The 26,252-nt window shown below is 71.5% G+C and carries 25 protein-coding genes; 19 read left to right on the top strand and 6 right to left on the bottom strand.

Going from position 1 to position 26,252, the window contains the following annotated elements; translation table 11 throughout:
• Window positions 1–22 precede the first annotated feature (22 nt).
• From amrb99_RS16185 to amrb99_RS16150, 8 genes are all read left to right on the top strand, one after another.
• Complete coding sequence (locus tag amrb99_RS16185; RefSeq protein WP_190856794.1) at window positions 23–727, top strand: DUF2993 domain-containing protein; 705 nt, start codon at window positions 23–25, stop codon at window positions 725–727.
• A 46-nt stretch (window positions 728–773) separates the two neighbouring features.
• A complete protein-coding gene (locus tag amrb99_RS16180; RefSeq protein ID WP_347256706.1) occupies window positions 774–1,289 on the top strand; it encodes a sigma-70 family RNA polymerase sigma factor in 516 nt (171 codons plus the stop codon).
• Window positions 1,286–2,077, top strand: coding sequence for a zf-HC2 domain-containing protein (locus amrb99_RS16175; RefSeq protein WP_190856793.1), 792 nt, complete (start codon window positions 1,286–1,288; stop codon window positions 2,075–2,077). Before amrb99_RS16180 ends, amrb99_RS16175 begins: the two co-directional genes overlap by 4 nt.
• A 47-nt stretch (window positions 2,078–2,124) precedes the next feature.
• On the top strand, window positions 2,125–2,607 hold the full coding sequence (locus amrb99_RS16170; protein ID WP_190856792.1) for a thioredoxin family protein: 483 nt from the start codon (window positions 2,125–2,127) through the stop codon (window positions 2,605–2,607).
• A 397-nt stretch (window positions 2,608–3,004) separates the two neighbouring features.
• Window positions 3,005–3,442 carry a DUF4395 domain-containing protein gene (locus amrb99_RS16165; protein WP_190856791.1) on the top strand — a complete coding sequence of 146 codons (438 nt, stop codon included), beginning with the start codon at window positions 3,005–3,007 and terminating at the stop codon, window positions 3,440–3,442.
• Complete coding sequence (locus amrb99_RS16160; RefSeq protein WP_190856790.1) at window positions 3,439–4,278, top strand: sulfurtransferase; 840 nt, start codon at window positions 3,439–3,441, stop codon at window positions 4,276–4,278. The genes amrb99_RS16165 and amrb99_RS16160 overlap by 4 nt, the downstream gene beginning before the upstream one ends.
• 79 nt (window positions 4,279–4,357) lie before the next feature.
• The gene (locus tag amrb99_RS16155) at window positions 4,358–4,666 is read left to right on the top strand and encodes a DUF1416 domain-containing protein (protein WP_151539333.1); all 309 of its coding nucleotides are present in this window, start codon (window positions 4,358–4,360) and stop codon (window positions 4,664–4,666) included.
• Between the two features lie 215 nt (window positions 4,667–4,881).
• On the top strand, window positions 4,882–6,183 hold the full coding sequence (locus tag amrb99_RS16150) for a hypothetical protein (protein WP_190856789.1): 1,302 nt from the start codon (window positions 4,882–4,884) through the stop codon (window positions 6,181–6,183).
• On the opposite strand, the gene amrb99_RS16145 is transcribed toward amrb99_RS16150, so the two are convergent.
• From amrb99_RS16145 to amrb99_RS16135, 3 genes are read right to left on the bottom strand one after another with little or no spacing between them, the layout of a single operon-like run.
• On the bottom strand, window positions 6,071–6,682 hold the full coding sequence (locus tag amrb99_RS16145) for a hypothetical protein (protein WP_190856788.1): 612 nt from the start codon (window positions 6,680–6,682) through the stop codon (window positions 6,071–6,073). The two genes, amrb99_RS16150 and amrb99_RS16145, sit on opposite strands and share 113 nt — an antisense overlap.
• Window positions 6,679–7,275 (bottom strand): hypothetical protein, encoded by a 597-nt coding sequence (locus amrb99_RS16140; RefSeq protein ID WP_190856787.1) that lies wholly within the window; start codon window positions 7,273–7,275, stop codon window positions 6,679–6,681. Before amrb99_RS16140 ends, amrb99_RS16145 begins: the two co-directional genes overlap by 4 nt.
• Complete coding sequence (locus amrb99_RS16135) at window positions 7,275–8,051, bottom strand: hypothetical protein (RefSeq protein ID WP_190856786.1); 777 nt, start codon at window positions 8,049–8,051, stop codon at window positions 7,275–7,277. Before amrb99_RS16135 ends, amrb99_RS16140 begins: the two co-directional genes overlap by 1 nt.
• 95 nt (window positions 8,052–8,146) lie before the next feature.
• Here amrb99_RS16135 and amrb99_RS16130 point away from each other — a divergent pair, with 95 nt between their 5' ends.
• The 4 genes from amrb99_RS16130 (at window position 8,147) to amrb99_RS50085 (ending at window position 11,770) form a co-directional block, all read left to right on the top strand.
• The gene (locus amrb99_RS16130) at window positions 8,147–9,031 is read left to right on the top strand and encodes a hypothetical protein (RefSeq protein ID WP_190856785.1); all 885 of its coding nucleotides are present in this window, start codon (window positions 8,147–8,149) and stop codon (window positions 9,029–9,031) included.
• Window positions 9,032–9,191: 160 nt separating this feature from the next.
• Window positions 9,192–10,493 carry a S8 family serine peptidase gene (locus amrb99_RS16125; protein ID WP_190856784.1) on the top strand — a complete coding sequence of 434 codons (1,302 nt, stop codon included), beginning with the start codon at window positions 9,192–9,194 and terminating at the stop codon, window positions 10,491–10,493.
• A 184-nt stretch (window positions 10,494–10,677) separates the two neighbouring features.
• Window positions 10,678–11,022 carry a transposase family protein gene (locus amrb99_RS51090; protein WP_206699963.1) on the top strand — a complete coding sequence of 115 codons (345 nt, stop codon included), beginning with the start codon at window positions 10,678–10,680 and terminating at the stop codon, window positions 11,020–11,022.
• A 370-nt stretch (window positions 11,023–11,392) separates the two neighbouring features.
• Window positions 11,393–11,770, top strand: coding sequence for a transposase (locus amrb99_RS50085; protein ID WP_206699962.1), 378 nt, complete (start codon window positions 11,393–11,395; stop codon window positions 11,768–11,770).
• A 211-nt stretch (window positions 11,771–11,981) separates the two neighbouring features.
• Here the strand turns inward: amrb99_RS50085 and amrb99_RS16115 are convergent, their stop codons facing one another.
• The gene (locus tag amrb99_RS16115) at window positions 11,982–12,827 is read right to left on the bottom strand and encodes a class I SAM-dependent methyltransferase (protein WP_190856783.1); all 846 of its coding nucleotides are present in this window, start codon (window positions 12,825–12,827) and stop codon (window positions 11,982–11,984) included.
• A 437-nt stretch (window positions 12,828–13,264) separates the two neighbouring features.
• On the opposite strand from amrb99_RS16115, the gene amrb99_RS16110 reads away from it, so the two are divergent.
• Window positions 13,265–14,542 carry an HNH endonuclease signature motif containing protein gene (locus tag amrb99_RS16110; protein ID WP_190856782.1) on the top strand — a complete coding sequence of 426 codons (1,278 nt, stop codon included), beginning with the start codon at window positions 13,265–13,267 and terminating at the stop codon, window positions 14,540–14,542.
• A gap of 1,331 nt (window positions 14,543–15,873) precedes the next feature.
• Here the strand turns inward: amrb99_RS16110 and amrb99_RS16105 are convergent.
• Both amrb99_RS16105 and eccCa read right to left on the bottom strand, forming a co-directional pair.
• A complete protein-coding gene (locus tag amrb99_RS16105) occupies window positions 15,874–16,596 on the bottom strand; it encodes a methyltransferase domain-containing protein (protein WP_190856781.1) in 723 nt (240 codons plus the stop codon).
• A gap of 98 nt (window positions 16,597–16,694) precedes the next feature.
• Window positions 16,695–20,672 carry a type VII secretion protein EccCa gene (gene eccCa, locus amrb99_RS16100; RefSeq protein ID WP_190856780.1) on the bottom strand — a complete coding sequence of 1,326 codons (3,978 nt, stop codon included), beginning with the start codon at window positions 20,670–20,672 and terminating at the stop codon, window positions 16,695–16,697.
• Between the two features lie 221 nt (window positions 20,673–20,893).
• Between eccCa and eccD the strand changes: the two genes are divergently transcribed.
• The 6 genes from eccD (at window position 20,894) to amrb99_RS16070 (ending at window position 26,194) form a co-directional block, all read left to right on the top strand.
• Entirely contained in the window at window positions 20,894–22,261 is a 1,368-nt protein-coding gene (gene eccD / locus amrb99_RS16095) for a type VII secretion integral membrane protein EccD (RefSeq protein ID WP_347256705.1), read from the top strand.
• A gap of 7 nt (window positions 22,262–22,268) precedes the next feature.
• Window positions 22,269–23,714 (top strand): type VII secretion protein EccB, encoded by a 1,446-nt coding sequence (gene eccB, locus amrb99_RS16090; RefSeq protein ID WP_190856778.1) that lies wholly within the window; start codon window positions 22,269–22,271, stop codon window positions 23,712–23,714.
• A 136-nt stretch (window positions 23,715–23,850) separates the two neighbouring features.
• A complete protein-coding gene (locus amrb99_RS16085; protein ID WP_347256704.1) occupies window positions 23,851–24,252 on the top strand; it encodes a WXG100 family type VII secretion target in 402 nt (133 codons plus the stop codon).
• Window positions 24,253–24,297: 45 nt separating this feature from the next.
• The gene (locus tag amrb99_RS16080) at window positions 24,298–24,591 is read left to right on the top strand and encodes a WXG100 family type VII secretion target (RefSeq protein WP_190856776.1); all 294 of its coding nucleotides are present in this window, start codon (window positions 24,298–24,300) and stop codon (window positions 24,589–24,591) included.
• Window positions 24,592–24,688: 97 nt separating this feature from the next.
• Window positions 24,689–25,270 carry a hypothetical protein gene (locus amrb99_RS16075; RefSeq protein WP_190856775.1) on the top strand — a complete coding sequence of 194 codons (582 nt, stop codon included), beginning with the start codon at window positions 24,689–24,691 and terminating at the stop codon, window positions 25,268–25,270.
• A gap of 27 nt (window positions 25,271–25,297) precedes the next feature.
• A complete protein-coding gene (locus amrb99_RS16070) occupies window positions 25,298–26,194 on the top strand; it encodes a hypothetical protein (protein ID WP_190856774.1) in 897 nt (298 codons plus the stop codon).
• Window positions 26,195–26,252 lie beyond the last annotated feature (58 nt).

Raw genomic sequence — 26,252 nt, 5'->3', positions numbered from 1 at the left:
TGCCGCCGCTCGAGGGAGAGAGATGCGCAAAGCACTGCTGGGGTTGCTGATCGTGGTCGCCGTGGGCCTGGTCGTCGCCGACCGGGTCGGGGTCCGGATCGCGCAGAACCGGATCGGGCAGCAGGTCGCGGCGCAGTACAACCTGCCGCGGCAGCCCGATGTCACGATCCACGGCATCCCGTTCCTGACACAGGTGGTCGGCGGCGAGTACGACCACATCACCGTCGACATCGGCGACTGGACGGAGCAGGGCGTCACCGTCTCCGACGTGACGGTGGACATGCGCGGCCTCAACGCGCCGCTGTCCGACGTGATCAACGGCGACACCACGAACATGACGGCCGACACCGCCGCCGCCTCCGCGATCATCCCCTACGACGTGATCAAGAAGGAGGCCCCGAAGGAGGTCAAGAGCATCGGCCCCAAGGGGAACGACCTCTCGGTGGACCTGACCGGCAGCGTCCTCGGGTTCCAGGTGAACGGCACCGCGGTCGTGTCGGTGAAGCCGACCTCCAAGGGCATCGCGATCACGCCGGAGTCGGTGGGCGAGGGCGCCGCGCAGATGCCGCTGACGCTCGTCCGGCAGCAGCTGACCTGGGTCGTCCCGGTCAGGGACCTGCCCATCGGGGCGCGGATCAGCGGCATCGAGCCGACCGCCGGCGGCCTGAAGGTCACGGCGACCGCCCACGACGTCAACCTGAACGATCTTCAGCAGCAGCAGAAATAGCCGCGGCCCCCGTGAACCGGGACGCGCCCGCATCCGTGACAGGGATGTGGGTCCCACCGCGGATGAGGGTTTGCTGCGCGCCCTGTACAGCGAGCACGGCGGTCCCCTCCTGGGCTACGTCCTGCGGCTGACCGGCGGGGACCGGCTCCAGGCGGAGGACGTCGTGCAGGAGACGCTGCTGCGCGCCTGGCGGCATCCGGACGCGCTGGCGGGCCGTCCGGTCCGCCCCTGGCTGTTCACCGTCGCGCGCAACCTCGTGGTGGACGCGCACCGGGCGAAACGGGCGCGGCCCCCGGAGACGGGCATCGACGAGCAGGTGATGGCGACCCTGCCGGGCTCGGACGACATCGACCGGGCGCTGGAGTCCTGGACGGTCGCCGAGGCGCTCGCCGAGCTGACCCCGTCGCACCGGGCCGTGCTCGTGGAGACCTACTACCGCGGCCGGTCGGTCGCCGAGGCCGCCCAGGCGCTCGGCATCCCGGCCGGCACCGTGAAGTCCCGCACCTTTTACGCGCTGCGGGCGCTCAAACTCGCATTGGAGGAGCGGGGGTTGGCGCCATGAACGAATGCGCGGACGTGCGCACCGCGCTCGGCGTGTACGTGGTCGGCGCGATCGACCCGGCCGAGCGGGGGCGGGTCGACGCGCACCTGGAGGGCTGCCCGGCGTGCCGGGACGAGCTGGCCGGGCTGGCCGGGCTGCCGGCGCTGCTCGGCCGGGTCGAGGAGGCGCAGCTGGAGCAGGTGGCCGGGCCGGGCCGCGCGGCGGCGCCGGACCCGGAGTTCCTGGACGGGCTGCTGACCCGCGCGGCCGAACGGCGGAGGGGACGGCTCGGACCGCTGGGGCGGCCGGCCGGCGGGCGGGGCCGCGTCACCCGATGGGCCCCGCTCGCCGCCGCCGCGTGCCTGCTGCTGGTCGCGGGCGCGCTGTTCGGCGGGTTCGTGCTGCCGTCCGGCGACGGCGGCCGCACCGCGTCCCCGCCGGGCGCGTCCCCGCCCGCCGCGTCGGCCCCGCCGGAGCCGGAGCCGGAGCCGACCGTGACCCCGGCGGGCCGGGGCGAGCGGATCACCGCCGTCAACCCCGACAACAAGATCAAGGGCGTCGTCTTCCTCCAGCGCAAGGAGTGGGGCACCCAGGTCGAGCTGTACCTGTCGGGCGTGCCGAAGGGGGAGCACTGCCGGATGATGGTGATCGCCAGGGACGGGCGGCGGGACGCCATCGGCAGCTGGTCCGTCCCCTACGACACCGGCTACGGCGACTACCACGGCTCGACGATGTTCCCGCGCGGCCAGCTCTACTCGTTCGAGATCGTCGGGCTGGACGGGAAGCCGCTGCTCACGATCCCCACGTAGGCTCGCGGTGTGGAAGAAACGCGGTCGCGGGCGGGTTGCCCAAGGTGATGACAGGAGCTCTGGTCGCCCTCGGGGTGCTGCTCGCGGCGACGGTGTTCGGCCTCGTGCGGCGGCGCCGTGACGGCGTGCTGCGCGCCGTGCCGGGCGCCGGCGGCGCCACCCGGGACGGGCGGAAGGACGGCGACGTCCAGGTGGACGAGCAGGTGGGCGAGCAGGCCGGCGAGACCCTGCGGCCCGACGAGCTGGGCGCCGAACTCGGCGCGAAGGCCACGCTCGTGCAGTTCTCCAGCGCGTTCTGCGCGCCCTGCCGCACGACCCGGCGCGTCCTCGGCGAGGTCGCCGGGATGGTGGACGGCGTCGCGCACGTGGAGCTGGACGCCGAGGCGCACCTGGAGCTGGTGCGCCGGCTGAACGTGGTGCGGACGCCGACGGTCCTCGTCCTGGACGGGGCGGGGCGGATCGTCCGGCGCGCCGCCGGGGCGCCCCGCAAGGCCGACGTGATCGCCGCCCTCGGCGTCGCGATCCCGTGACCGAGCCCGGTGAGCGCGCCGGACGAGTGAGCCCGGCGGGCGTGGTCCGGTGACCGGGGAGCCGTGCCCGGAAGGCCTCCGGGCGGGTCCGTCACGGTGCTGTCAAGACCCGGAGGCGGCCGATCAACCTGTGAGCCGTACCCCGATGACCTGGGATAAGACACATGTCACTGTCTCGGAAGGCGAGACGGATGTGACAGGGCGTGGATTGTCGGCTTAACATCGTGTCCGTGCGTTACTGGACAGAGCAGATGCTCACGAAGCGCCGCGCGGTCGACTTCTGCCGCGTGGCCGCCTCGCTCTGTCGCACGGCCTGAGGCATCGAGCCCATCCGCCCCCGAGCTCTTCCGATTTCCACGCTCGTACGCACGCTTCCTCTCCGCCATGGAGCACCCCGATGCAGGTTGATCCGCGTGGGCCGCGCTTCGGCGCCTCGGTCACGACGGTCGTTCTCGTCGCGGTCCTGGTGACCGGAAGCTGGGCACTGCTCGCCGCTCAGGCCGTCGTGTTCGCCATCGGCGCGTTCCTCGGCCTCCGGTACGCCCCGTACGGGCTGGTGTTCAAAGCGCTGATCCGCCCCCGGCTCGCTCCTCCCGCGGAACTGGAGGACGAGGCCCCGCCCCGCTTCGCGCAGGGCGTCGGGTTCGTCTTCGCCGCGGTGGGGACGGTCGGATACGGGACGGGGATCACCTGGCTCGGCATCGGTGCCACCGCCCTCGCGCTGGCGGCGGCGTTCCTGAACGCGGCGTTCGGGTTCTGCCTCGGCTGCGAGATTTATCCGCTCTTCCGACGTATCACCGCGAAGATTCGCTCCGACAGGGAGGTTCCCGCATGAGCCGCTCCGACGTCCTGGTGGACACCGAATGGGTCGAGGCCCACCTGGACGACCCGGGCCTGGTCCTGGTCGAGGTGGACGAGGACGTGTCCGCCTACGACAAGGGCCACATCCGTGGCGCCGTCAAGATCGACTGGAAGACCGAGCTGCAGGACCCGGTGCGCCGCGACTTCGTGGACAAGACCGGCTTCGAGCAGCTGCTGTCCGGCAAGGGCATCGCCAACGACGACCTGGTGATCCTCTACGGCGGCAACAACAACTGGTTCGCCGCGTACGCGTACTGGTACTTCAAGCTGTACGGGCACGACAAGGTGAAGCTGCTCGACGGCGGCCGCAAGAAGTGGGAGCTGGACTCCCGCGAGCTGGTCGAGGACGTCCCGTCGCGTCCGCGCACCGACTACAAGGCCAAGGAGCAGGACCTCACGATCCGCGCCTTCCGCGACGAGGTCGTCGACGCGATCGGCAGCAAGAACCTGATCGACGTCCGGTCCCCGGACGAGTTCAGCGGCAAGCTGCTCGCCCCGGCGCACCTGCCGCAGGAGCAGTCGCAGCGGGCCGGCCACGTGCCGACCGCGCGCAGCATCCCGTGGTCGAAGGCGGCCAACGACGACGGCACGTTCAAGTCCGACGACGAGCTCCGCGAGCTGTACACCGAGGCCGGCGTCGACCTGAGCAAGGACACGATCGCCTACTGCCGCATCGGCGAGCGCTCGTCCCACACCTGGTTCGCGCTGCGCGAGCTGCTCGGCCTGCCGAACGTGAAGAACTACGACGGTTCGTGGACCGAGTACGGCTCGCTGGTCGGCGTGCCGATCGAGCTCGGCGAGCCCAAGTAGCACCCGAGTAACACCCCGCACGACACCCCACCGCCGCCGGCGGAACGAATCTTTCCGTGTGCACGGAGATGGAGGAGCAATGACCCAGGGCTGCGCAGCGCCGGAGCAGACGGCGCACCTTCCCGCGACCGTCGACCTGACCAACGAGGCCGTGATCCAGGGCACCGTCACCCGTGACGGCGCTCCCGTGTCCAGCGCGTACGCGCGACTGCTCGACTCGACCGGCGAGTTCACCGCCGAGGTCGTCACCGGTGACGAGGGCGTGTTCCGCTTCTTCGCCGCCGACGGCGACTGGACGGTGCGGGTGCTGGCCGCGGGCGGGGTGAGCGTCGACAACGCGGTCACCGCCAAGACCGGCGAGGTCGCCGCGCTCCAGGTGGCCATCTGACCCACCGCGCGCCCGCTCGGGGGACGACCCCGGGCGGGCACCGGCCGGGTCCGGCCTGAACCTCCGAACCCCGCCGTCCCGGTCCGTCCGGGGCGGCGGGGTTCGCCGTTTCCCGGCCGCCGCCTGGGACGGTCGCCGCAGCCCGTAGCGGTCGGTGACCTGGGGGAGGCCGGTGGCCTGGGGAGGCCGGTGGCCTGCGGAGTAGCATCGGCGCGATGTTCGCACTGTCGGGTCGGTCGCCGCTGCTGCTGCCGTGGGCCGCGCTCAAGCTCGCGGGACGGTTCGTCCTGCCGCTGACGCTGTGGTTCACCGCCGGTCGGCTGCTGCGGTACGGCGCGCTGTACGGCGGGTACCGGCTCGGCGCGATGAAGGGCACCGCCGCGACGGTCGCGCCGCTCGTCACCGTCGGCCTGCTGGTGGTGATCACTCTGGCGACGGCGGTGCTGATGGTGCACTGCGTCCGCGAGGGCCTGGACGTCGTGCACGCCCGCGCGGCGGACGGTGACCTGACGCCGTGGGCCGTCGGGAACGACGAGTCGGTGGTCGGCGCGATGGCGCGGGCCGCGCTCCCGTTCGTGATCTTCTACCTGGCGTGGGGGATGCAGACCGACGACGCCCGCGAGTTCGCCGACATGGCGGCGAGCCGCGGCTTCGCCGAGGGCGGCTTCCAGGGGCAGCTCAAGGGCATGGGCATGCTGATCTCGCTGGAGAAGCACGTCGTGCTCGCCGTCGGGATCACCGTGGGGTTCTTCGTGGTGAAGACGGCGGTGGAGTGGCTGCTGGAGGAGCGGCTCGGCCGCTCGGCGGGCGCGCTGATGGCCTTCCTGGAGATCAACTTCACGCTGTTCGGCATCTTCACGATCGACCACCTGCGCGGCGACGCGGCCGGCTGGATCACCGGGCGGCGGGCCTGGCAGTGGATCGACGGCGCCGCCGGACCCGTCCTGGACCTGTGGCCGCCGTTCAAGGACGCGGTGCTCGGCGCGCTGATCTGGCTGGTCATCGCCGGGGTGATCCTCGGCCTGGACGCGGGCGACGAGCGCGTCGTGCTCGGCCGCGGCCGGGCCGCGCGGCGGCTCGCGGCGGCCGGCGGGATCGAGCGGCAGGGCAGCGTCCGGGAGGTGCTGACCCGCGGGTTCCGGGAGATGTGGCTGCCCGCCTGGTACGGGCTGCGGCTCGTCCGCCGGTCCGGGATGATGCCGTTCGCGGTGTTCTGCCTGCTGTTCTCCGCGCTGGACGTGGGCCGGGACGCGTCCCGCCGCTGGGTGTACGAACTGCTCGGCCCGCACGAGGTGACGTGGTGGATGCCGCGGCTGCCGCTGGTGGACTTCGGGACGGGCCTGGTCTTCGAGATCCTCCGGATCTGCCTGCTCGCCGCCGCGTTCAACCTGGTGATGGCGCGGGTCACGGCGCGAAACGCAGCGAAGGCAGTGGCGTCCCCTGCTTCCGCGACGCCTTCGGCGCCTGCACCCGCAGCGCCAGGGCCGCCGCCACCGTACGGGGCACCGTCCCTCTGACGGTGACGCGGCCGACGGCGCCGGGCCGTACCGTCCCGGCGGCGAGGCCGGTCGCCGACCAGCTGCGGCCGTCGCCGTCGGTGAAGGTGTAGACGATGCCGTAGGAGCCGACCGCCTTCGCGGCGGCCGCGTCGTCCGGCCGGACGGCCAGCACCACCTGCAGCTCCGTGACGGTGCCGTCCTTCGGCTTCGTGCCGAACGACGGCGGCGCGGCGGCCTGCCGTGCGACCACCTTCCACCGCGCGCCCACCAGCGTGCCGGTCGCGCCGCGCGGAACGTCCGTCACCTTCTCCGGCGGTTTCAGGTTCTTCTCGACGCTGTCGGTCTCGTCCATCCATTTCAGGACGAGGAGGGCGGGCAGTAGCGCGGTCAGCGCGAGCGCCTGGATGACGCGCCGGTCGCGGGGACGGAGCCGCGAGCGCGGCCGCGCGGGGATCGCGGGCAGGTCGGGGTTCGTGCGCTGCGGGTCGTCGAACCCGGAACCGGCCGCGGTCGTCACGAGGCCGCCTCCGGGTCGAAGCGGTCGACGGCGCCGCGGAGCAGCGCCCGCGCCCGGTCCGCGTCGATCCCGAGGTCGATGTCGGCGGCGGCGGACAACTGGGGGAGCAGCCCGCCCGTCCCGACGACGAGATGCGCGCCGCGCAGGCGGTCCTTCGGCAGCTCGAACAGCAGCGTGCCCGGCGCCCAGATCATCGGCTGCATGTCCGGGACGGTGCTCGTCGTCCCGGACCGCGGGTCGTACCGGTAGCCGTAGCCGCCGGGCGTCTTCAGCACCGCGGTGCCGAGGCGGAGCGGCTCGCGCTCGCTCCTCGCCCGGATCCGCACCGCGAGGTAGACGCCGTCGGTGCCGATCGCCGGCTCGTTCCCGAAGCTCAGACCGGGCGCCAGTGACCGCGCCGCCTGCACGCCGTCGACGCGGACGCTGAACATGCGATTGGAGACGGTCTGCCCGATCTTCCCGTCGTTGCGGAGCGGGTCCATCTCCTTGGCGTCCACCTTCGGCCGCATCGTGTGCACCCACATCGCCGCGACGAGCAGGCCCGTCCCGACGACACCGGCACCGCCGCGCACCAGCAGTTCGCGCCCGTCCATCAGGGGCTCGCGGTCGGCCGGGGCCGCTGCGGCCGGGTGGTCCGCACGGTCGGACGCGCCGCGCCGGACGTCGGGCGGGCGGCTCGGGTCGGGCGTGCCGCCCGCGTCGGGAACAGCGTGGGGGACGGCGCGGGCGCCGCCGGGGTCGCGGCGGCCGCGACCGGGAGGGTCATCTTCGCGGCGAGCGCACCGTCCTCGGTATCGGGCAGCCAGTTGTAGCTGACGTCGGTGAAGCCCGTCCGGTACTCCCACTTCCGCAGGCCGACGGTGAACCGGCGCGGCGCGTCCGCCGGTCCCGCCTTCCATATCGCGGACGCCTCGACGGGCAGGCCCGGCTGCACCGAGTCCGTCTTCGCGCCGCCCGCGACGCCCTCGACCTGGTCGGGCTCCAGCCACTTGCCGGCCTTGGTGCGCGCGGCGAGACCGTCCTTCAGGCCGCCGTCGCCGAGCGACTCGGTCTCCTTGCCGTTGTTGACGACCCGCATCCGGACGATCAGGTACCGCTTCGGGGCCGTGTCGAACGCGCCCTTCACCAGGCCGAGCCGCGCGTCCCGGACCGTCAGCGTGAACAGGCCGACGTCCAGCGCCCTGCCCGGCCTCTCGACGGGCTGCTTCGGCGCCTCCTCGAAACCGCCCGCGACCCACGTCGCCGCCGCGACGGCGGCGACCGCGCACACCACGGCGACGGGGACCAGCCGGCGCCTCGCGGAGGCGCGGTCCCCGCCTTCGCCGGACGGCTCCCCCGGAGGCGGGGGGACGGGGGCGGTGGAGTGCACGCGCCGAATGCTAGTACGGCGACCGTTGAGTCCTTAAGGTCGCGGATGACCTGGCTCGGGGCCTTCCGGAGAGCGCCGGGGGCTACGCTTCCAGCGTGACGGAGATCATCGACTATGGGCGGTTCGCGGAACGGCTCGCCGCGCCGCGCCCGCGCTGGGACCTGCTGCGCGAATTCCAGGACGAATGGGGCTACACGGTGCCCGCCGGAGTCGACCCGTGGCCGAAGTGGTCGGAGACCGAGCACCGCGCCTACGTCCGCACGCTCCACGAGGAATGGACCGGCGAGGAGGAGGACCCCTTCGAGGGCGTCGACCGGACGCTGCCGATCCCGAAGGCGCTGGACGAATGGTGGGACCTGCCGTTCAACTCCTTCACGTACTCGTCCCGGCTGTACTGGACGAACCCCGAGTACCCGCCGACGCTGCGGCCCGACCCGTCCGGGTACGGCGTCTCGGAGGGCCTGCCGGAGCCGAACCCGTTCGTCGGAACCGGCGGTGACCTGCGGCTCTGCTGCTTCATGGCCGAGTACGAGTACTGCAACGAGTGGGCCTACCTCGCGTCCGAAGCCGGCCACGACGACCCGCGCGTGCTCGTCAGCGTCGGCGAGGACGGGTGGGTCCCGCAGGCCCGGTCGATCTCCGAGTTCTTCGTGCTGCTCGCCGCCGTCCGGCTGCCGTCCCACTTCGGCTGGTCCGTCCAGCTCGGCGACGACGACTTCCCCGACGACCCCCCGGTGCGGGAGCGCATCGAGGCGGCCTACCGGCCGATGGGCTTCCAGAACTGGCGGGAGCTCGGCGCCGACACCGCCCTGTTCGGCGGCCCCGACGTGATCGTCCGGCACGACACCGGCATGGCGGACTACGCCGTCGAGATCAGCGGCCGCAGCCGGGACGCCCTCGCCGCCACCGCCCGCACCCTCGGCTGGACGTGGGACGAGGATCTCGTGGAGCCGCCGAGCAAGGACGAGGAGCCCCAGTGAAGCGGCGAGCCTCTTGGAAGCGCGGGGAGGCCGCGTGAGGGCGGAGAGCCTTGCCGCTGAAAGGAGGCGGACCCGCGCGTCCCGATGAGGACGGGAGGCCGGGTGACGGCGGCGAATCGTCTAGAGTCATGGCGTTCGCACGGTTTCAGGAGAGATGGGAATGCGCGGAGCGGGACTCGTGGCCGGCGCCACCGGCCTGGCCCTGACCACGGCGCTCGTGTTCGCCCCGGTCGCGTCCGCCGCCCCCGGCGACCGGCCGCAGGCGGCGCCGACCACCAAGCCGCCGGCCACCAGGAAGCCGACGCCGACCAAGTCGCCGGAGCGCAAGCAGCAGCAGGCCCCGTCCGGCGGCCAGTGCAACAAGCCGAGCGGCCAGCCCGCCTCGGCGATCACCCAGCAGCCCTGGGCGCAGCGGCGGCTGGACTTCGAGCAGGCGTGGTCGATCACCCGCGGCGCCGGCGTGACCGTCGCCGTCGTCGACAGCGGCATCGAGGCCGCCCACCCGCAGCTCAAGGGCAAGATCGTCGGCAGTTTCGACGCGACGGGCACCACGCCCACCGACTGCTACGGGCACGGCACCCAGGTCTCCGGCATCATCGCCGGGTCCGACATGCGCCGCCGCAACGTCCCGTTCGTCGGGGTCGCGCCGCAGGTCAAGCTGCTCGACGCCAAGTTCACCACGGGCGAGAGCACCGACGACAACACCCTGCTGCCGAAGGCGATCAAGTGGGCCGCCGAGCACGGCGCCAAGGTCATCAACGTCTCGGCGCGCGCCCCCGACACCACGCTCCTGCAGCAGGCCGTCAAGGTCGCGCAGCAGCACGACGTGCTGATCGTCGCCGCAGCGGGCAACGTCGACAAGGACGAGCGCGGCAAGGAGAGCGCGGGCTACCCGGCCAACTATCCGGGCGTCCTGTCGGTCGCCGCGGTGGACCAGAACGGCACGATCTCCGACTTCTCCAACCACAAGACGCGCATCGACGTGTCCGCGCCGGGCCAGGACATCATCTCGACCGTCGGTACCGGCTACGCGGGCGGCCTGCAGGGCACCAGCTTCAGCGCCCCCTACGCCGCCGGAGTCGCCGCGCTCGTCCGGTCCCGGTTCCCGAAGCTGACGTACCAGCAGGTCATCAACCGGATCCTGATCACCGCCGAAGGCGGCAACGGGCAGGGCAGCGGGTACGGAATGATCAGCCCGATGCAGGCGGTGTCCGCCGTGCTGGACCCGAACGCCAAGCCCGGGCAGACGTCCGCCGCCCGCCCGCTGAGCAGCCCCGTCCCCATCGCGCACGCCGCGCCCGTCGACCACCGCACCCGGAACATCGGGCTCGGTATCGCCGGTGGCGCGCTCGGTCTCACCGTCCTCGTCGCCTTCGGCGGGGCCGTCATTCCGATGGGCCGCCGCCGAGGCTGGAAGCCGGGCCGCGTCCCCGCTCTCCCGACAGGCGAAGACCGCCACTGATCGCGGTAGCGTTTTTGGTTTTCTCTGCTCTAAGCATTTTGGAAGTTCTTGCGACGGGGCGGCGCTCTCCAAAGCCGATAGGAGTTCCGCCCCCGGGTCGCGCCACCCCACCACCCCAGGGTCTCGGCATAGTGGCGTAATGGCTTGTTTGTGACCGGGTGTCTGGTTCGCTCGCCGGGACGCGGTGCAGGCACGGTTCAAAGATCATGTGGGTGTCGAATCCAGTGACCGCGCGCTACTGTCGGGCCAGTGCCCAGGCCTGGCGGAGTACCTGGAACAGGTGCCGGACCCGCGGGATCGGCGCGGCGTCCGCCACAGCCTGACGTCGTTGTTAATGGCGGCCGCGGCGGCGGTGCTGGCCGGAGCGACATCGTTCACCGCGGTCGGCGAATGGGTCGCGGACGCGCCGCCGCAGGTCCTGGCCGCTCTGGGCGTCCGCCGTGATCCGCTGACCCGGCAGTTCGCGCCGCCCGGCCAGGCCACCATCCGGCGCGTTCTGGAAGCAACAGACGCCAGTGCTGGATGCTGACGTCGGGGCCTGGCTGGATGCGCGGCGGCGGGCCGTCGGCCAGGCAGCAGGACACGCGCGGCGCCCGGCGGGCAGTCGCGGTGGACGGCAAGGCGGTGCGAGGCACCCGTCATGCCAGCGGGGACGGCCGGCCGGTGCACCTGCTGGCCGCCCTCGATCAGCGCTGTGGTGTTGTGCTCGCCAGGTCGGCGTGGAAGACAAGACCAACGAGATCACCTGGTTCGCGCCGCTGCTGGAGCCGCTGGACCTGGCCGGGTGCCGACGCGCTGCACACCCCAGCGCGAGCACGCCGAGTTCCTTGTCACCGGCAAGGGGGCCCATTACATCCTGGTGGTCAAGAAGAACCAGCCGGGCCTGTACGCCTAGGTCAATGCCCTGGCGGCGCATCCCGGTCGTCGCCCGCCAGCACAACCGGGGCCATGGCCGCCAGGAGCATCGCACCCTCAAGGCCGCGGCCGTCGCCGCCGGGCTCGGCTTCCCGCACGCCGCCCAGGCCATCTGCCTGACCCGCCAGATCCGGCCGCTGGACGACGGGAAGCGGCGGACCGCCACCGTCTACGCCATCACCAGCCTGGACGCCCACCAGGCAACCCCCGCCCAGCTCGCCGCCTGGATCCGCGGCCACTGGCAGATCGAGGCCCTGCACCACATCCGCGACGTCGGCTACGGCGAAGACGCCTCCCAGATCCGCACCGGCAGCGGACCCGCGCCATGTCCACCCTGCGCAACCTGGCCATCGGCATCTTGAAAAAGGCCGGGCACACCGGCATCGCCGCCGCTTGCCGCCACCACGCCCGGGACGCCACCCGGACTCTCGAAACCCTCGGACCGCGCCCAGCATGAATAGAACGGACATGACGCGACCACGCCGAGGCCCTGGAGGTCGCTGTACCCCTCTGCCGTACCTTCACCGCCTGGCCCTCGAAGAGGGTGAAGTTGCCGGACGTGGCTGCGTTCGCTCAGGTGACCCGCGCAGCCACCAGGGTCTCGAAGGTATAGGGCCGCAGGCCATCGGCACGGCCGGCGAAGTACCGCTGCTGGAGGTCTGCACGTGCGGGATGGTCCACGACCTTTAGCCCGCACCGGCTGATCAGCCTCTCGATCTCGATGACCGGCCAGCCGGGCTGAAGAGGCTCGCCGGCAGAAGCCGCGATCGGCGTGTAGATCCGGGTGAATTGCGTCCCCAGGTCGTCCAGCACACAGTCCTCGGCCCGGTAGGAGAACACCACCTCAGACCCGGGAGCGGCCGCCGCGATCGTCCGCAAGGTCGACTCGATCGCCTGTGCCGTCAGATAGGGGGCGACACCCGTCCAGCAGAACATCGCCGGCTGTGCCCAGTCGAACCCGGCCGCGCCCAGAACATCCTGAAGCGGTTCGGCCTCGAGATCAACCGGCACGAACACCTGCGAGTCACTGAGCGGCAGGCCGAGCTCCCTGACCCGCTGGAGCTTCCAGGCCTGGGAAGCAGGATGATCAACCTCGAACACCGTCAGCGAGCCGAGCAGATCCGGCTGCCGCCACGCGAACGAGTCAAGCCCCGCGCCAAGAATCACGTACTGCGTGAAGGCGCCGGCAGCCAGCCGGTCCTCGGCGTACCGGCTGCGGGTGCAGACAGCCGCGCGGGACTCGCGACGGACCGGGCCGGGGAACAGCGGATCGAACCGGTCTCGCAGCTCCCGCCATACCGGGCCGACAAGCACCAGGGCCAGCACATCATCCAGTACCCACGGCGACGCCGTCTCCAGGCGAAACAATCCACGCGACACGGCCGCGAACATCGCCGTCCTGCTCGGCCCGCTCTCCATGCATTCCTCCCCGCCGGCCAGAACCCACGCGCGCCCACTCTGCGCACTTCACAGGATGCGCCTGAAGCGCCCAGACGGCCACAGCCAGATCGCCTGCCGCCACGATCTGCTCGCCATCGGGATCCTCCAAAACGGCCGGGCACACCACCGTCACAGCCCCCTTGCAGGCACCACACCCGGGACGCCACCAGGACCCTCGAGACCCTCCGACTCGACCCAGCATGAATAAAACGGACATAGCGCGACCATGTCGAGGCCTTGCCCGCCACCCCCCTCCGTCAGGTACCAAGGGACGAACTCCCCCTTCCGCGAGGTACGAACATCGATAAAGGCCACGCGGTTCAGCAGCCTTTCCCGCTCGAAAAATACCGAGAAGAATATGGCTCGAACGGCCTTGAACGGCCTCGAATGTCGGCCACGCAGGGTACTATTTACGTATGCAATCAGTGACGGTCGAGCTTGGGGCCGCGTCCACCATGGAACTGGTGAACGCGCTCTCAATCATCGCCACTGAACTCGCATCGCGAGAAGCCCCGGAATCTTCTGTGGCCTGCCTGGAACTCACCGAAACTCTTGTGGCCGCGTGCGATTTGCAGGAAAGCGTCCTCGCCGGATTCATAGGCCGAGTCGACGCCTGCGGGGAGCAGGCCCGGTGGGGATATCCCTCCACCCAAGCATGGCTGCGGTCGCGGCTGAGCATGCGCGATAACCGGGTGAAAGAGCGTCTGGTGCTGGCGCGGCAGCGTCATCGTCTCCCGCAGGTGGCCGAACGCCTCGCCGCCGGGGACCTGTCCCACGGTTACGCCGTCACCGTCGCCGACTCGGTCGCCCGCCTGGACGACACCAACTGCGCCGAGGCCGAGACAATCCTCCTCGGGTTCGTCGAGCAGGGCTTCTCGGCCGGGAAGGTCGCCGCGTTCGGCCGTCGGATCCGCGACCTCATCGCCGAACGCGACGACGCCGAAGACGCCCCCGACGAGGATTCGCGGCGCGGTTACGACAAGTCCTGGCTCACCACCACCCGATCCCTGGACGGCGGCCGCTACGTCAAAGGCTGGCTGAACCCCGAAGACGCCGCGATCTGGGACGGCACCCTCGCCCCACTGGCCAAGCCGGCCGGGCCGGACGACCATCGTGACCTCCCCGAACGGACGGCGGCGGCACTGTCGAGCGTGCTCTCAGGTGGGCACAAGGCCTCCAAGGTCACCGTCATCTGCGACCTGGACACCCTCACCGGAGGCAACGCACCCGCCCGCCTCACCGACGGCACGCCGATCCCCGCCGCCCAGGCCCGCCGCATCGCCCTCTCGGCCGGAGTCTCACCCCTGCTCCTGGGGCGCGGGAACACTCCGCTGTACCTGGGATATCGGGAACGGTTCGCCTCCGCAGCACAGCGCCAAGTCCTGGAGACGCTCTACTCCTCCTGCGCGGTACGAGGCTGCGAAGTGCCCGGGACACTGTGCGAAGTGGACCACGTGCACGGCTGGGCACTCGGGCGATCGCCCACCGACATCGACCAACTCGCACTCACCTGCGGATGGCACAACCGCTTCAAGCACAGTCACCCCGACCAGATCCAGATCAGCAAAGATCAGGACGGGCGATACGTCTACCGGCTACTCCCACCAGCCGACGCCCGAGCATCCGCAACCGGGGCCGGACCACCAGGCAGCATCGGCCCACCCGACAACCCCGCGCTCGACTGGGCCGCATAGCCGCACCACTCCAGTAACACCGGGCTCGGTCATGCCCACGCCGGTCCGCCCGCATCCACACCGATGACGGGCGGCCGCGGCATGCCCACACGCCACGCGACCGCCTCACACCGGCTGCGTATGCCCCACCACCAGACAACCCTTCAGAGACCGCCCCAACCGGCTACTACACCGCTCACCGGACCAGCCTGCCCACACCGCCCCTGGACTGGACCGTGTCACCGCCCACCCTCGGCAACACCACACCCGGCTACGCCCTGCGCCGGTCCGCCCGCATCCACCCCGATGACGGGCGGCCCCGGCGTGCCCACCTTTCCGCACTGGCTGCGCCTGTCCTCTCCAGACGGCGCTTAGCGGAGGCCCCGGCCCGCCCGTTCGCTACGCCGCCCTGCGGCATCGGCCAACCCGGCGCCCCTGGGGCTGAGCCGCATCACCGCCCCGTCGCTAGCAACATCAGCGCCCGCCACGCCCTGCGCCGGTGTCCGCCACATCCATTCCGATGACGGGCGAGCCAGTCGGGCCTGCATGCCGCATGCACCCTGACAGCGCGATATCGGGACGACTTGAGTGATACCGCCGCAGTGGTCAACGCCGCATGGCAGCCGCATCGCGCGTTCCCACAGCCCCACGGCCAGAGTGATCGGCAATGCTGTAACAGCCATGACGTGTTGTGAGCGGTCGATGCCTCCCACGAAGGAAGTTCTGGGCCTTTCCAGCGAGGGATCTGGTGATGGTGTTGGGGAACTGCTGGTGCCTCGCCCCTACCTCCTTGCTGCCCCTTGGTACCTGACGGAAGGGGGTGGTGGGGTGGCGCGACCCGGGGCGGGGCAGGCGGAGCCTGCCCCTAACGCTGCCTCAGGGGCCGCAGAGGCTCCAAAGTCAAGGGTGGACGAAGTCCATCGCGCAGCGACGCCGAAGGCGCCCTTGACTTTGGAGGGGCGGCCCCGTACGCAAGCGCCACCCCACCACCCGAACACCCTTTCTCCCTTATCGGCGCTTAGAGCACCGCTTAAAGATGGCTGCCTAACGAGCGCCCCTACAAGCACCGCCTAAATAACGCCGCCTAACGAGCACCGCCCAGAGAACACACCCCAGAAAGCGTCGTCTAACGAGCGCCGCCTAGAGAGCGCCGCCTAGAGAGCGCCGCCTAGAGAGCGCCGCCTAACGAGCACCGCCTAACGAGCACCGCCTAACGAGCGCACTCAGCGAACACCGTCTTAGAAGGCGCCAGCAGGGCCACGCATTGCCGGGCGAGCCCATCGATGACGAGCCGGTCCGAAGAAACCGGCGGACGCTCTCCAACGCCCCCCGAGCTCGCGTGCGCAGCAGCCTCAAGGGTTGGTGGCGGACGCCACGAAGAAGGGGAAGGCCACGAAGAGACGGTTCGTGCGGGCGCGTTCGCGCTGGTCGGCGAGCCAGTCGTCGGCGAGGCGGGGTTCGGCGAGGCGCGCGAGCAGCGGGAGGACCGCGCCGTCGGTGAACACGGCGGTGTGGACCTCGACGGCGACGTCCCGGAAACCGGCGTCCAGCAGGAGGCCCCGGTACTGCCGCGCGGCGCGGGGAGACGGGACCTGGTCGGCGCGGGCGTGCACGAGGGTGCGGGTGACGTCGGGGAACGCGGAGTCGACGACGAGGGTGTCCCAGTCCTGGCCGCAGAGCACGATGCGCCCGCCGGGGGCGAGGACGCGGCGGGCCTCGGTGAGCAGGCGGGCGGGGACGGGCAGGTCGTGGAGGACCTTGTCGGCCCGGTAGCCGGTGAGTTCGGCATCGCGGAACGGCAGGGCGCGGGCGTCGGCGACGCGGAGGTCGGCGTCGGGGTGGCGGGTGCGCGCCGCGCCGATCATCTCCTCGTCGACGTCGACTCCGGTGGCGCGGACGCCGCGGGCGGTGAGTTCCGCGACGGCGCGTCCGGTGCCGCAGCCGATGTCGGCGACGAATGCGCCGGGCGCGGTGCGGAGCAGGTGGTAGGTGCGGGCGCGGAGCCGGGTCGCGGCGGGGGTGGCGTCGGCGGCGTCGAGCGCGGCGATGAGGTCGGCGATGAGGTCGGCGGGCATGCGGTCATGCTGCGACCTCAAGCGAACATGAAGTCAAGCGCGCCGGAAACGCGGAGAGCCCCGAGCGCGCGCGGCTCGGGGCTCTCCGGACGTGCCCGTTACCGCGCTTCGCCGTGGAAGGCGGTCTGGATGAGGCGCTTGCCGGCGCGGCGGTCGGAGTGGGTGCCGCGGCCGACGGGCAGCGGCCCGGGGCGGACGTCGAACAGGTTGCCCTCGTCCTTGTTGCCGGACATGATCAGCGCCGGCGTGGCCATGTCCTTCAGCCGCTGCATGACCGGGTCGAACATGGCGCGGCCCGCGCCGCCCATGGTGCGGGCGAGGATCAGGTGCATGCCGATGTCGCGGGCCTGCGGCAGCAGCTCGGCGACCTGCGCGAGCGGGTTGCCGGACGGGGTGGCGACGAGGTCGTAGTCGTCCACGATGAGGAACAGCTCCGACCCGCTCCACCAGGACCGGTTCCGCAGCTGCTCGGGCGTCAGGTCGGACGGGGGGAGCCGGTTGACGAGGGCGCCGTTGACGTCCTTCATCAGCCCCGCGGCCGCCGTCGAGGACGCCGCGTACCCGATGACCTGGTCGCTCTCGGCGGAGTCCAGCAGGGCGCGCCGGTAGTCGAGCATGATGATGCGGGCCTCGTCGGGGGTGTACCGCGCCTTGACGGCGTCGACGACGACGCGCAGCAGGTTCGACTTGCCGCACTCGTTGTCGCCGATGACGACGAAGTGCGGGTCGTTCTCGAAGTCCAGCAGGACGGGCGACAGCGTGTCCTCGTCGATGCCGATCGGGATGCGCTTGCCGGTCTCGGACACCTGCGGCAGCGACGCCAGCGGCAGCACGTCCGGCAGCATCCGGACCTGCGGCGCGGGCGGGCGGCCCTGCCAGCCGGCCTGGACGGTCTGCACGAGCTGCTTGACGCCGTCGGCGAGGTCCTCGGAGGTGGGGCGGCCGTCGGTGCGGGGCAGGGCGGCGAGGAAGTGCAGGCCCTCGCGGGTGAGGCCGCGGCCGGGCCGGTTCTCGGGGACGTTCGCGGCGAGCTTGCGGTCCATCTCCGACTCGTACGGGTCGCCGAGCTTGAGCTCCAGCTTCGTCCCGAACAGGTCGCGGATGGTGAGGCGGAACTCCGACCACTTGTTGGTGGCGGCGACGACGTGGATGCCGTAGCCGAGGCCGCGGGCGGCGAGGTCGGTGATGGTGGTCTCGACCGCCTCGAACTCCTGCCGGACGGTCAGCCAGTTGTCGACGACGAGGAACACGTCGCCGAAGCCGTCGCCGGGGATCTGGCCGGCGGCGCGCAGCCGCCGGTAGGTGGCGATGGAGTCGATGCCGCGCTCGGTGAAGAACCGCTCGCGGGACTCCAGCAGGCCGGAGACCTCGGCGACGGTGCGGCGGACGCGGTCGGGGTCGAGGCGGCTGGCGACGCCGCCGACGTGCGGGAGGTCGGCGAGCGGGGCGAGGGAGCCGCCGCCGAAGTCCAGGCAGTAGAACTGCACCTCCTGCGGCGTGTGCATCAGCGCGAGGGAGGTGATGAGGGTCCGCAGCAGCGTCGACTTGCCGGCCTGCGGGGCGCCCGCGACGCCGACGTGCCCGGCGGCGCCGGACAGGTCCAGCCACATCGGGTCGCGGCGCTGGTCGAACGGCTTGTCGACGATGCCGGCGAACGCGTGCAGCTGCCCGCGGCCGTCCCAGCCGGCGGTGGTGAAGCCGAACTCGGGGGTGTGCTGCAGGTTCGGCAGGACCTGGTCCAGGGTGGACGGGTCCTCCAGCGGCGGCAGCCAGATCTGGTGCGGGGGCGGGCCGTGCCCGGCGAGCTGCTTGACGACGAGGTCGAACAGGCTGATCTGCGGGCCGTCGTCCTCCTTGCCGTCCTGGTGCTGCTGCGGCTGCTCCTGCATCCGCGGCTGCACGTAGGCGGGGGTGAACGGGACGATCTGGGCGAGCTGCCGCGGCCCCTGCCGGCCGGGCTGCGCCGCCTCGTCCTCGGGACGGTAGGCGCCGGACACGTACGCGGCGCGGAACCGGGTCAGCGACTCGGTGCCGATCTTCAGGTAGCCGTTGCCGGGCGCCTGCGGCAGCTCGTAGGCGTCGGGGGAGCCGAGGACGACCCGCGACTCCATCGCGGAGAACGTCCGCAGGCCGATCCGGTACGACAGGTGGGTGTCGAGGCCGCGGAGCTTGCCCTCCTCCAGGCGCTGCGACGCGAGCAACAGGTGGACGCCGAGGGACCGGCCGAGCCGTCCGATCATGACGAACAGCTCGGCGAAGTCGGGCTTGGCGGACAGCAGCTCGGAGAACTCGTCGAGCACCACGAACAGCGTCGGCATCGGCTTGAGCGCGGCGCCCTGCTCGCGGGCCTTCTCGTAGTCGCGCAGCGAGGCGTAGTTGCCGGCCTGCCGCAGCCATTCCTGGCGCCGCACCATCTCGCCGTGCAGCGCGTCGTACATGCGGTCGACGAGGGGGAGCTCGTCCTCCAGGTTGGTGATGATGGCGGAGACGTGCTGGAGGCCGTCCATCCCGAGGAACGTCGCGCCGCCCTTGAAGTCGACGAGGACGAAGTTCAGCACCTCCGAGGAGTGCGTCATCGCCAGGCCGAGGACGAGCGTGCGGAGCAGCTCCGACTTGCCGGAGCCGGTCGCGCCGATGCACAGGCCGTGCGGGCCGTACCCGCCCTGCGCGGCCTCCTTGATGTCGAGCTCGATGGGGCGGCCGTCGGCGTCCAGGCCGATCGGGACGCGGAGCCGGTTGCGCGGGGCGCGGGGCTGCCACGCCTGCCGCGGGTCGATGCGGGTCGGGTCGGGGACGCCCAGCAGCGTCGTCAGCGTCGTCGCGGCGGACAGCGCGTCCAGCTCGGCGCCGGCGGCGGCGCTGGCCCGCAGCGGCGCCAGCTGCCGCGCGAGGCCGTCCGCCTGGACGTAGCTGTACCGGTCGGGCTTGCCGAGGGAGCTGGCGACGTCCTTGCCGGTGCGGTCGCGGCGCAGCATCGCCATCTTGTCGGCGGCGACCCGCAGCCGGAGCATGGTGTTGTCGGCGGTCGGCGCGACGTTTCCGGTCAGGTCGATGACGCAGACGCCCTCGATGCCGTCCGAGCCGATCTGCGAGTCGGGGGTGACGGCGCCGCCGTCGACGATGACGACGTGGTACGGCAGGTCGTTCTGCGACAGGCCGGGGGTGAACCGGGCGCGGTCCTTCACCTCGGTGCCGTACATCCGCTCCAGCTCCGACAGGCTGGTCGCCATCAGCCGGACGGGCCCCGCCGCGTCCGTCAGCGTCGGGTGCATCGCGTGCGGCAGCCACTTCACCCAGTCCCAGTGCGGCATCGCCTCGGCGGACGCGCACACGCTGACCCGCATGTCGTCGGGCGAGTGGAACGCCGTCAGCTGCGCGATCATCGCGCGGACCATGCCGCGGACCGCGTCGAGGTCGCCCATCGGCAGGATCCGCGCGAACGACGGCAGCGACACCGCGACCGGCAGGTTCGGGACGGTGGAGTGCGCGCGGACGAAGCGGCGCAGCGCGCCCGCCGTCATCGGCTCCAGGTCCTCGATGGGCTTGGTCTCCGGCGGGATCAGCTGCACGGCGAGCTTCTGCGGGCCGGCGCCGATGCGCACGTTGCCGAAGTCGGCGTCGGAGGGGCGGCGCTCCCAGATGCGGGCGCTCATCACCAGCGACCACAGCGAGTCGGGGTCGGGGCTGTTCCACTCCAGCGACTCGCGCTGCTGCTCGGCGGCGCGCCGCACCCGGCGCCGCACCTGGCTCAGGTAGCGGAAGTAGTCGCGGCGGGCGCCGTTCAGTTTGAACTTGCGCTCGCCGGAGCCGCGGCCCAGCTGGCCGATCATCATGCCGCCCACGGCCAGCGCCATGCCGCCGCTGCTGATCATCATCATCGGCGACTTGGTGCCGCCGCCGACGAACATCAGACCCATCATCACCGGCATGACGGCCATCGGCAGGTAGGTGAGCACCGCCTGCATGCCGCCGCTCTGCATCTCCGGGATCTCCGGCGGGGATTCGAGGAGCAGCTCGCCCTTCGGGGCAGGGGGCGGTTTACGGCGCTCCTTGCGCTTGACGAGGATCGTGCTCACCTGGGGGTTCCCTCCGCGGGCCAACGCGTCCCGGGGGCGGCCGGACGGCGGCGGGGAGCGCGGCCGACCCGCGGGTTGGTGGAGTTCTTTGTTGATTCGGTGTTGATTTAGCCTAATCGGACGCCACATCCTAAGCTGCGCGTCGATCGGATCCGGCCCGCGATCTGACCTGGAGGACGGGAGCTCCCGTGAATTCCCCCGCCACAACCGAACTGTGCAGGGTGACCATCGTCGCGCCCCGGCGGCGCGTCGACGTGTCCCTGCCCGCCGACGTGCCGCTCGCCCACATGCTGCCCACCCTCCTGCGGGCCGCCGGGGAGAACATGGCCGATGCCGGTCTCGCGCATTCCGGGTGGGTGCTGCAACGGCTGGACGGCAGCCCCTTCGACCCGGCGCAGACGACGAGCGCGCTCGGGGTGCGGGACGGCGAGATCCTCTACTTCCGGCCGCGGATGGCGCAGCTCCCGGAGATGTCGTTCGACGACGTCGCCGACGTCATCGCCACCGGGATCCGGGAGCGCTCGGACCGCTGGCGGCCCACCACGACGCGCTCGTTCGGGCTCGGCGCGGCCGGGGCGGCGCTGGCCGTCGGCGCCGTCGTCATCGCGCTGTCCGGCCCGCCGTGGATCGTCCCGGCTGTCGCCGCCGGCCTGATCGCGCTGCTGACCCTCGTCGTCGCGGTCGCGCTGTCGCGGGCGCTCGCCGACTCCGGCGCGGGCGTCGTGCTCGGGTACGCGGCGCTGCCCTATGCCTTCCTCGCCGGCGCCCTCGCCCCCGCCCGCAAGGGCCTGGAGCTGTCCGACCTCGGCGCGCCGCACCTGCTCGCCGGGTTCGGGGTGGCCGCGCTCGCCGCGATCATCGCCGCGTTCGGGGTCGCGGACGGGCTGCCGGTCTTCCTCGGCGTCGCGTTCGCCGGCTTCGTCGGCGCGGTCGGGGCCGGCGTCGGGTTCGCGTTCGACGACCTGCCGGCCGCGGGGATCGCGGCCGTCGCCGCGGTCGTGGTGATGATGTTCATCGCGGCGGTCCCGTCGCTGTCGTTCAAGCTGGCGCGGGTGCCGCTGCCGCCCGTCCCGGCCAGCGCGGAGGAGCTGCGCAGCGACACCGAGACCGTCGACGGCCGGATGGTGCTCGCCCGGACGGCCGCCGCGGACCGCTTCTCCACCGGCCTCATCGCGTCCATCGCGCTCGTCGCGGCGGGCGCGATGCTCTTCCTGTTCGGCTCGGACGGGTGGGCCGCCCCCACGACGAGCGCGGTGATGTCGGTGTCGCTGCTGCTGCGCGCCCGCGTCTTCCGCGGCGTGTCGCAGCGCGCCTGGATGCTCGTCGTCGGGCTGTTCGGCCTGGTGCTGACCGTGATCGGGATCGCGCTGCACGGCAGCCAGGTCGTCGCGCTCGCCGCCGCGCTCGTCCCGCTGCTGGTGCTCGTCGGCATCGTGGTCGGGGTGACGATGTGGCTGCCGACGCACAAGCCGACCCCGTTCTGGGGACGCTGGGGCGACATCCTCGACGTCCTGGTGATGATCTCGCTGATCCCGCTGGCGCTCGCGGTGCTGGACGTCTACTCCCGCGTCCGCGGGCTGGCCGGGTGAGGCGCTGATGCAGAGCCGGCGGGATCTCTACCAGGCGCACCGGCTGATGACGCAGCGCGTCGGGCTGGCGCTGTTGCAGGGCGAGCCCGACGTCGCCGAGTCGCCGATGCGGCGGCTGTCGGCGGCCGCGTTCGGCGGCGTGATGGTCGGGCTGCTCGTCGTCGCGGTGTTCGGGATCTGGGGCGTGCTGTCGCCGGGCGGCGCGAAGGGGCTGGACCAGCCGGGCGTCCTCATCATCGAGAAGGAGACCGGCACCAAGTACATCTACGACGCCAACACGAAGAAGATGTTCCCGGTCGCCAACTACGCCTCGGCGATGCTGGCGCTGAACTCCGACAACGTGTCCCGCCGCACCGTGTCCCGCAAGTCGCTCGACGGGTTCGAGCGCGGCGCGATGATCGGCATCCAGGGCGCGCCGGACTCGCTGCCCGACAGCGGGCAGCTCATCCGCGGCCCGTGGTCGGTGTGCGTCCGCGAGACGCAGGCCGCGAACGGCGTGCCGCAGGAGCTCACCGCGCTCGCCGCCGGGCGGGACGTCGGCGGCCGCGGGCTCTCCGACGGCGAGGCGGTGGTCGTGCAGGCCGGCGGCGTCCCGTGGGTCATCTGGAAGGACCACCGGATGCAGCTGTCGCTGCCGCAGAACCAGGTGCCGGTGCTGACGAACGGACCCGAGGCCGCCGAGGTCCCGCCGAAGTGGCTGAACGCGATCCCGTCCGCCGGCGGCTTCGGTGCCCCGAACGTCCCGGGGCGCGGCAAGGCGGTGGCCGGGCCGGGCGGCGGGCAGGCGCGGGTCGGCCAGGTGTTCCGGGCGCAGACCGGCGCGGGCGGGCAGACGCTCTGGTACGTGATGCTCCAGGACGGGCTGTCGCTCATCAACGCGACGCAGGCGCAGCTCCTGCTGCTCGACCCCAACGAGAGCCAGGCGTACCCGGGCGCGAGCGTCCGCCCGGTCGACACCGATGTGTCGTCCGCGCAGCAGATCGCGTCGAAGACGCGGCTGCTGGACCAGAACCTCCCGCCGACGCTGCCGAGGTTCGTCAGGTGGGACCCGTCCACCCCGCTGTGCTCGGTGTTCCCGGTCGGGTCGCCGACGTCGCACCTGACGGTCGGCGGGTCGCTGCCCGCGCCGTCCGCGGGGGTGCTCGGGTCCGGGTCCGCCGGCGGGTCCAGCACCGTGGACCAGATGGTCCTGCCGCCGGGCGGCGCCGCGCTGATGAGCCTCGTGCCGGGCACCGGCGACTCGTCCACCGCCACCGAGGGCTCCGGCTCGCTGTCGCTCGTCAACGACCAGGGCATCCGGTTCGCGCTGCCGTCGGCGGACGTCGCGAAGAAGCTCGGCTACGACGCGAAGAAGGCGGCTCCGGTGCCGTCGAGCGTGGTGCACCTCATCCCGCAGGGCCCCGCGCTGGACCCGACACAGGCCCGAAAGCCCATTCCGACCGCGCAGGGCTGACGAAGCGACTGTCCGAAAATCGGTGTGATACAGATCACATCAACATTCTCAACCCGGGATGAACCGCTAGATCAACATTCGCGTCGACATAGGCGGGACATACGACCTATGATCGCTGACATTTCGTGCCTCAGGAGTGCTCCCCGGGCAGGCCGCGCGCCGGCTCTCTGCGGCTCCCGCGGCGCGGCGCCACAGACTCGCAAACGGAGGTGACACTGTGGGTGGACAGTCCGCAGTCGACAGAAACGCAATGCAGCAGGCGGCGACGCGGATCGAGGACTCCGCGAACATCGTCAAGGGCCTGCAGAGCCAGCTCGAGAGCCACAAGTCCTCGCTGATGTCCGGCTGGGCCGGCAACGCCGCGGTGTCCTTCGACCGGGTCTTCAACGAGTTCCAGACCGAGATGAACAAGGTGCGCACCGCCCTCGACGGCATGCACCAGAAGCTGACGCACACGAAGATCACCTACGAGTCGACCGAGCAGGAGCAGACCGAGGCGGTCAACAAGATCAACCAGCTGCTCAACGGCGGCACCTGATCGTCCCCCCACCCGCCGACCCTCTGAACGCGAAGGACTCGAGACGTGAGCGACAGTTACACCAAGGCGAACTTCGGCACCATGCAGCAGGCGCAGGCCGACTTCTCGCTGGCCTACCGCGCCCTGACCGACGAACTCCACGACCTGGAGGCGCAGCTCGAGCAGCACCTCTCCCAGTGGGAGGGCGACGCCCAGGGCGCCTACTGGGAGGCCAAGCGCACGTGGGACGCCGCCGCCGCCCACATGGGCCAGGTCCTCAACCAGCTCGGTGTCGTCATCGGCGAGGCGCACAGCAACTACAGCGCCGCCGAGCGCCGCAACCAGGGCATCTGGGGCTGAACGACCGCTGGACCGCCTACGTCGTGCCGCCCCCGCCGGGCCGCACGGCGTAGGCGCGCCCGGGGGGTCCGGAGGCCATTCGCCAGGAGGATGAGCTATGAGCAAGTACAACCTGCCGCCTGAAGCGCTCGCGAAGGTCGACTACACCTACACGACTGGTGCCGGCGAGTACACCCAGGTCCACACCCAGCACGGGCTGACCCAGCAGGAGTGGAACGACCTTCCCGAGTACGAGCAGCGGCAGCTCTACTACCAGTACGGTATTCCGGCCAAGAGCCCGACGGATCCCTCCAACTCCGTCCCGCGCAAGTCCCAGCCCGACGACGAGAAGTGGGGCATCGAGGCGGACGACGGCTACGAGGTCGACCCCAAGGAACTGCGGGCCCTGGCCAGCAAGATGCACAGCGAGTTCACCGGCTGGCAGCAGCGGCTCGCGAAGGTCCAGAAGATCGCCATCACCACCGGCAACCTCGGCGGCGTCCCGGGCAGCGAGAGCTTCGTCGACCTGGCGAACCAGTCGCGCGACGGGTTCGGCACGTACATCAAGAACATCACCGACGCCTACAACGGCGTGATCGAGAAGCTGACGGCGACCGCGGACGGCTACGAGGCCGCTCACGGCAAGACCCAGCAGCAGGTCAACGGCGTCCACCCCGGCGGCAACGCCAACTTCAAGTAACCCGCCGAACGGAGGGAGGTACAGCCCATGGGCCAGGAGTACTACGTCATCCGCGGCTCCCAGTCGTGGTCCAAGCCGACAGCCGACGGGATGAGCCTCGACGACGTCAAGAAGAAGCTGTCGAGCATCAACTCGGAGCCGGTGAAAGAGGCCGGCACCGCCTACTCCGACGCGGCGGACGCACTTGCGGAAATGAGCACCGCGCTCCGCGGGTTCGCTCAGACGCTCGTCAAGCACTGGAAGGGCGACGAGGCCAAGAAGGCGGTCGCCCAGCTGCAGCAGGTCCACGCGACCTCGATCAACCTGTCGAACAGCAGCCACACGAACGCGTCGACCTACACCTGGTACGGCACGCAGATCCTCGACTGGTACAAGCAGGCCGGCCAGGACGCCAGTGACGGTCTCATCCACACCAGCGGCGACGACAAGCACGGCCGGGAACTGATGCAGCGGTTCCTGAACCGCACCGGCGAGGCCTTCAACGCCCACCCGACGCAGATCACCAAGGACCTCCCCGAGGACCACGGTGGGCTGAGCGACAAGCCGACGTTCCCCGGTGGTCCCGGTGGCCCCGGCGCGGGTCCCGGTGGCCCCGGCGCCGGCCCCGGTGGCCTGCACGGAGGCGGTGCCGGTGGTGCCGGCAGTGGCTTCGGCAGCGACCCCGGCGGCCTCGGCAAGCACGGCGCCGGTAGCTCGAGCCCGTTCGCACCGGTCGGCGACGGAGGGCCGCACCTCCCCGGCGGGAGCGGCAGCGGCGGCTTCGGCAGCGATCCCGGCGGCCTCGGCGGCAGCCACGGCGGTGGGGGAAGCCTCGGCGGCAGCGGTGGCCTCGGCAGCGACCTGTCCAGCTTCCCCGGTGGCGGCGGTGGCGGCGGGCTTCCCGGCGGCGGTGGTGGTGGCCTCGGAGCAAGGGCGCCGGCGTGACCGTCGCAGTGGTCGACACCGGGGTCAACGCGTCCCTGCCCGACCTGAAGGACGCCGT

Origin of the sequence: Actinomadura sp. RB99 (assembly GCF_014706005.1) — a bacterium.
Classification (GTDB): domain Bacteria; phylum Actinomycetota; class Actinomycetes; order Streptosporangiales; family Streptosporangiaceae; genus Spirillospora.
The sequence above is the reverse complement of the archived record's forward strand: the minus strand, read 5'-3'. Positions and strand labels throughout refer to the sequence as shown.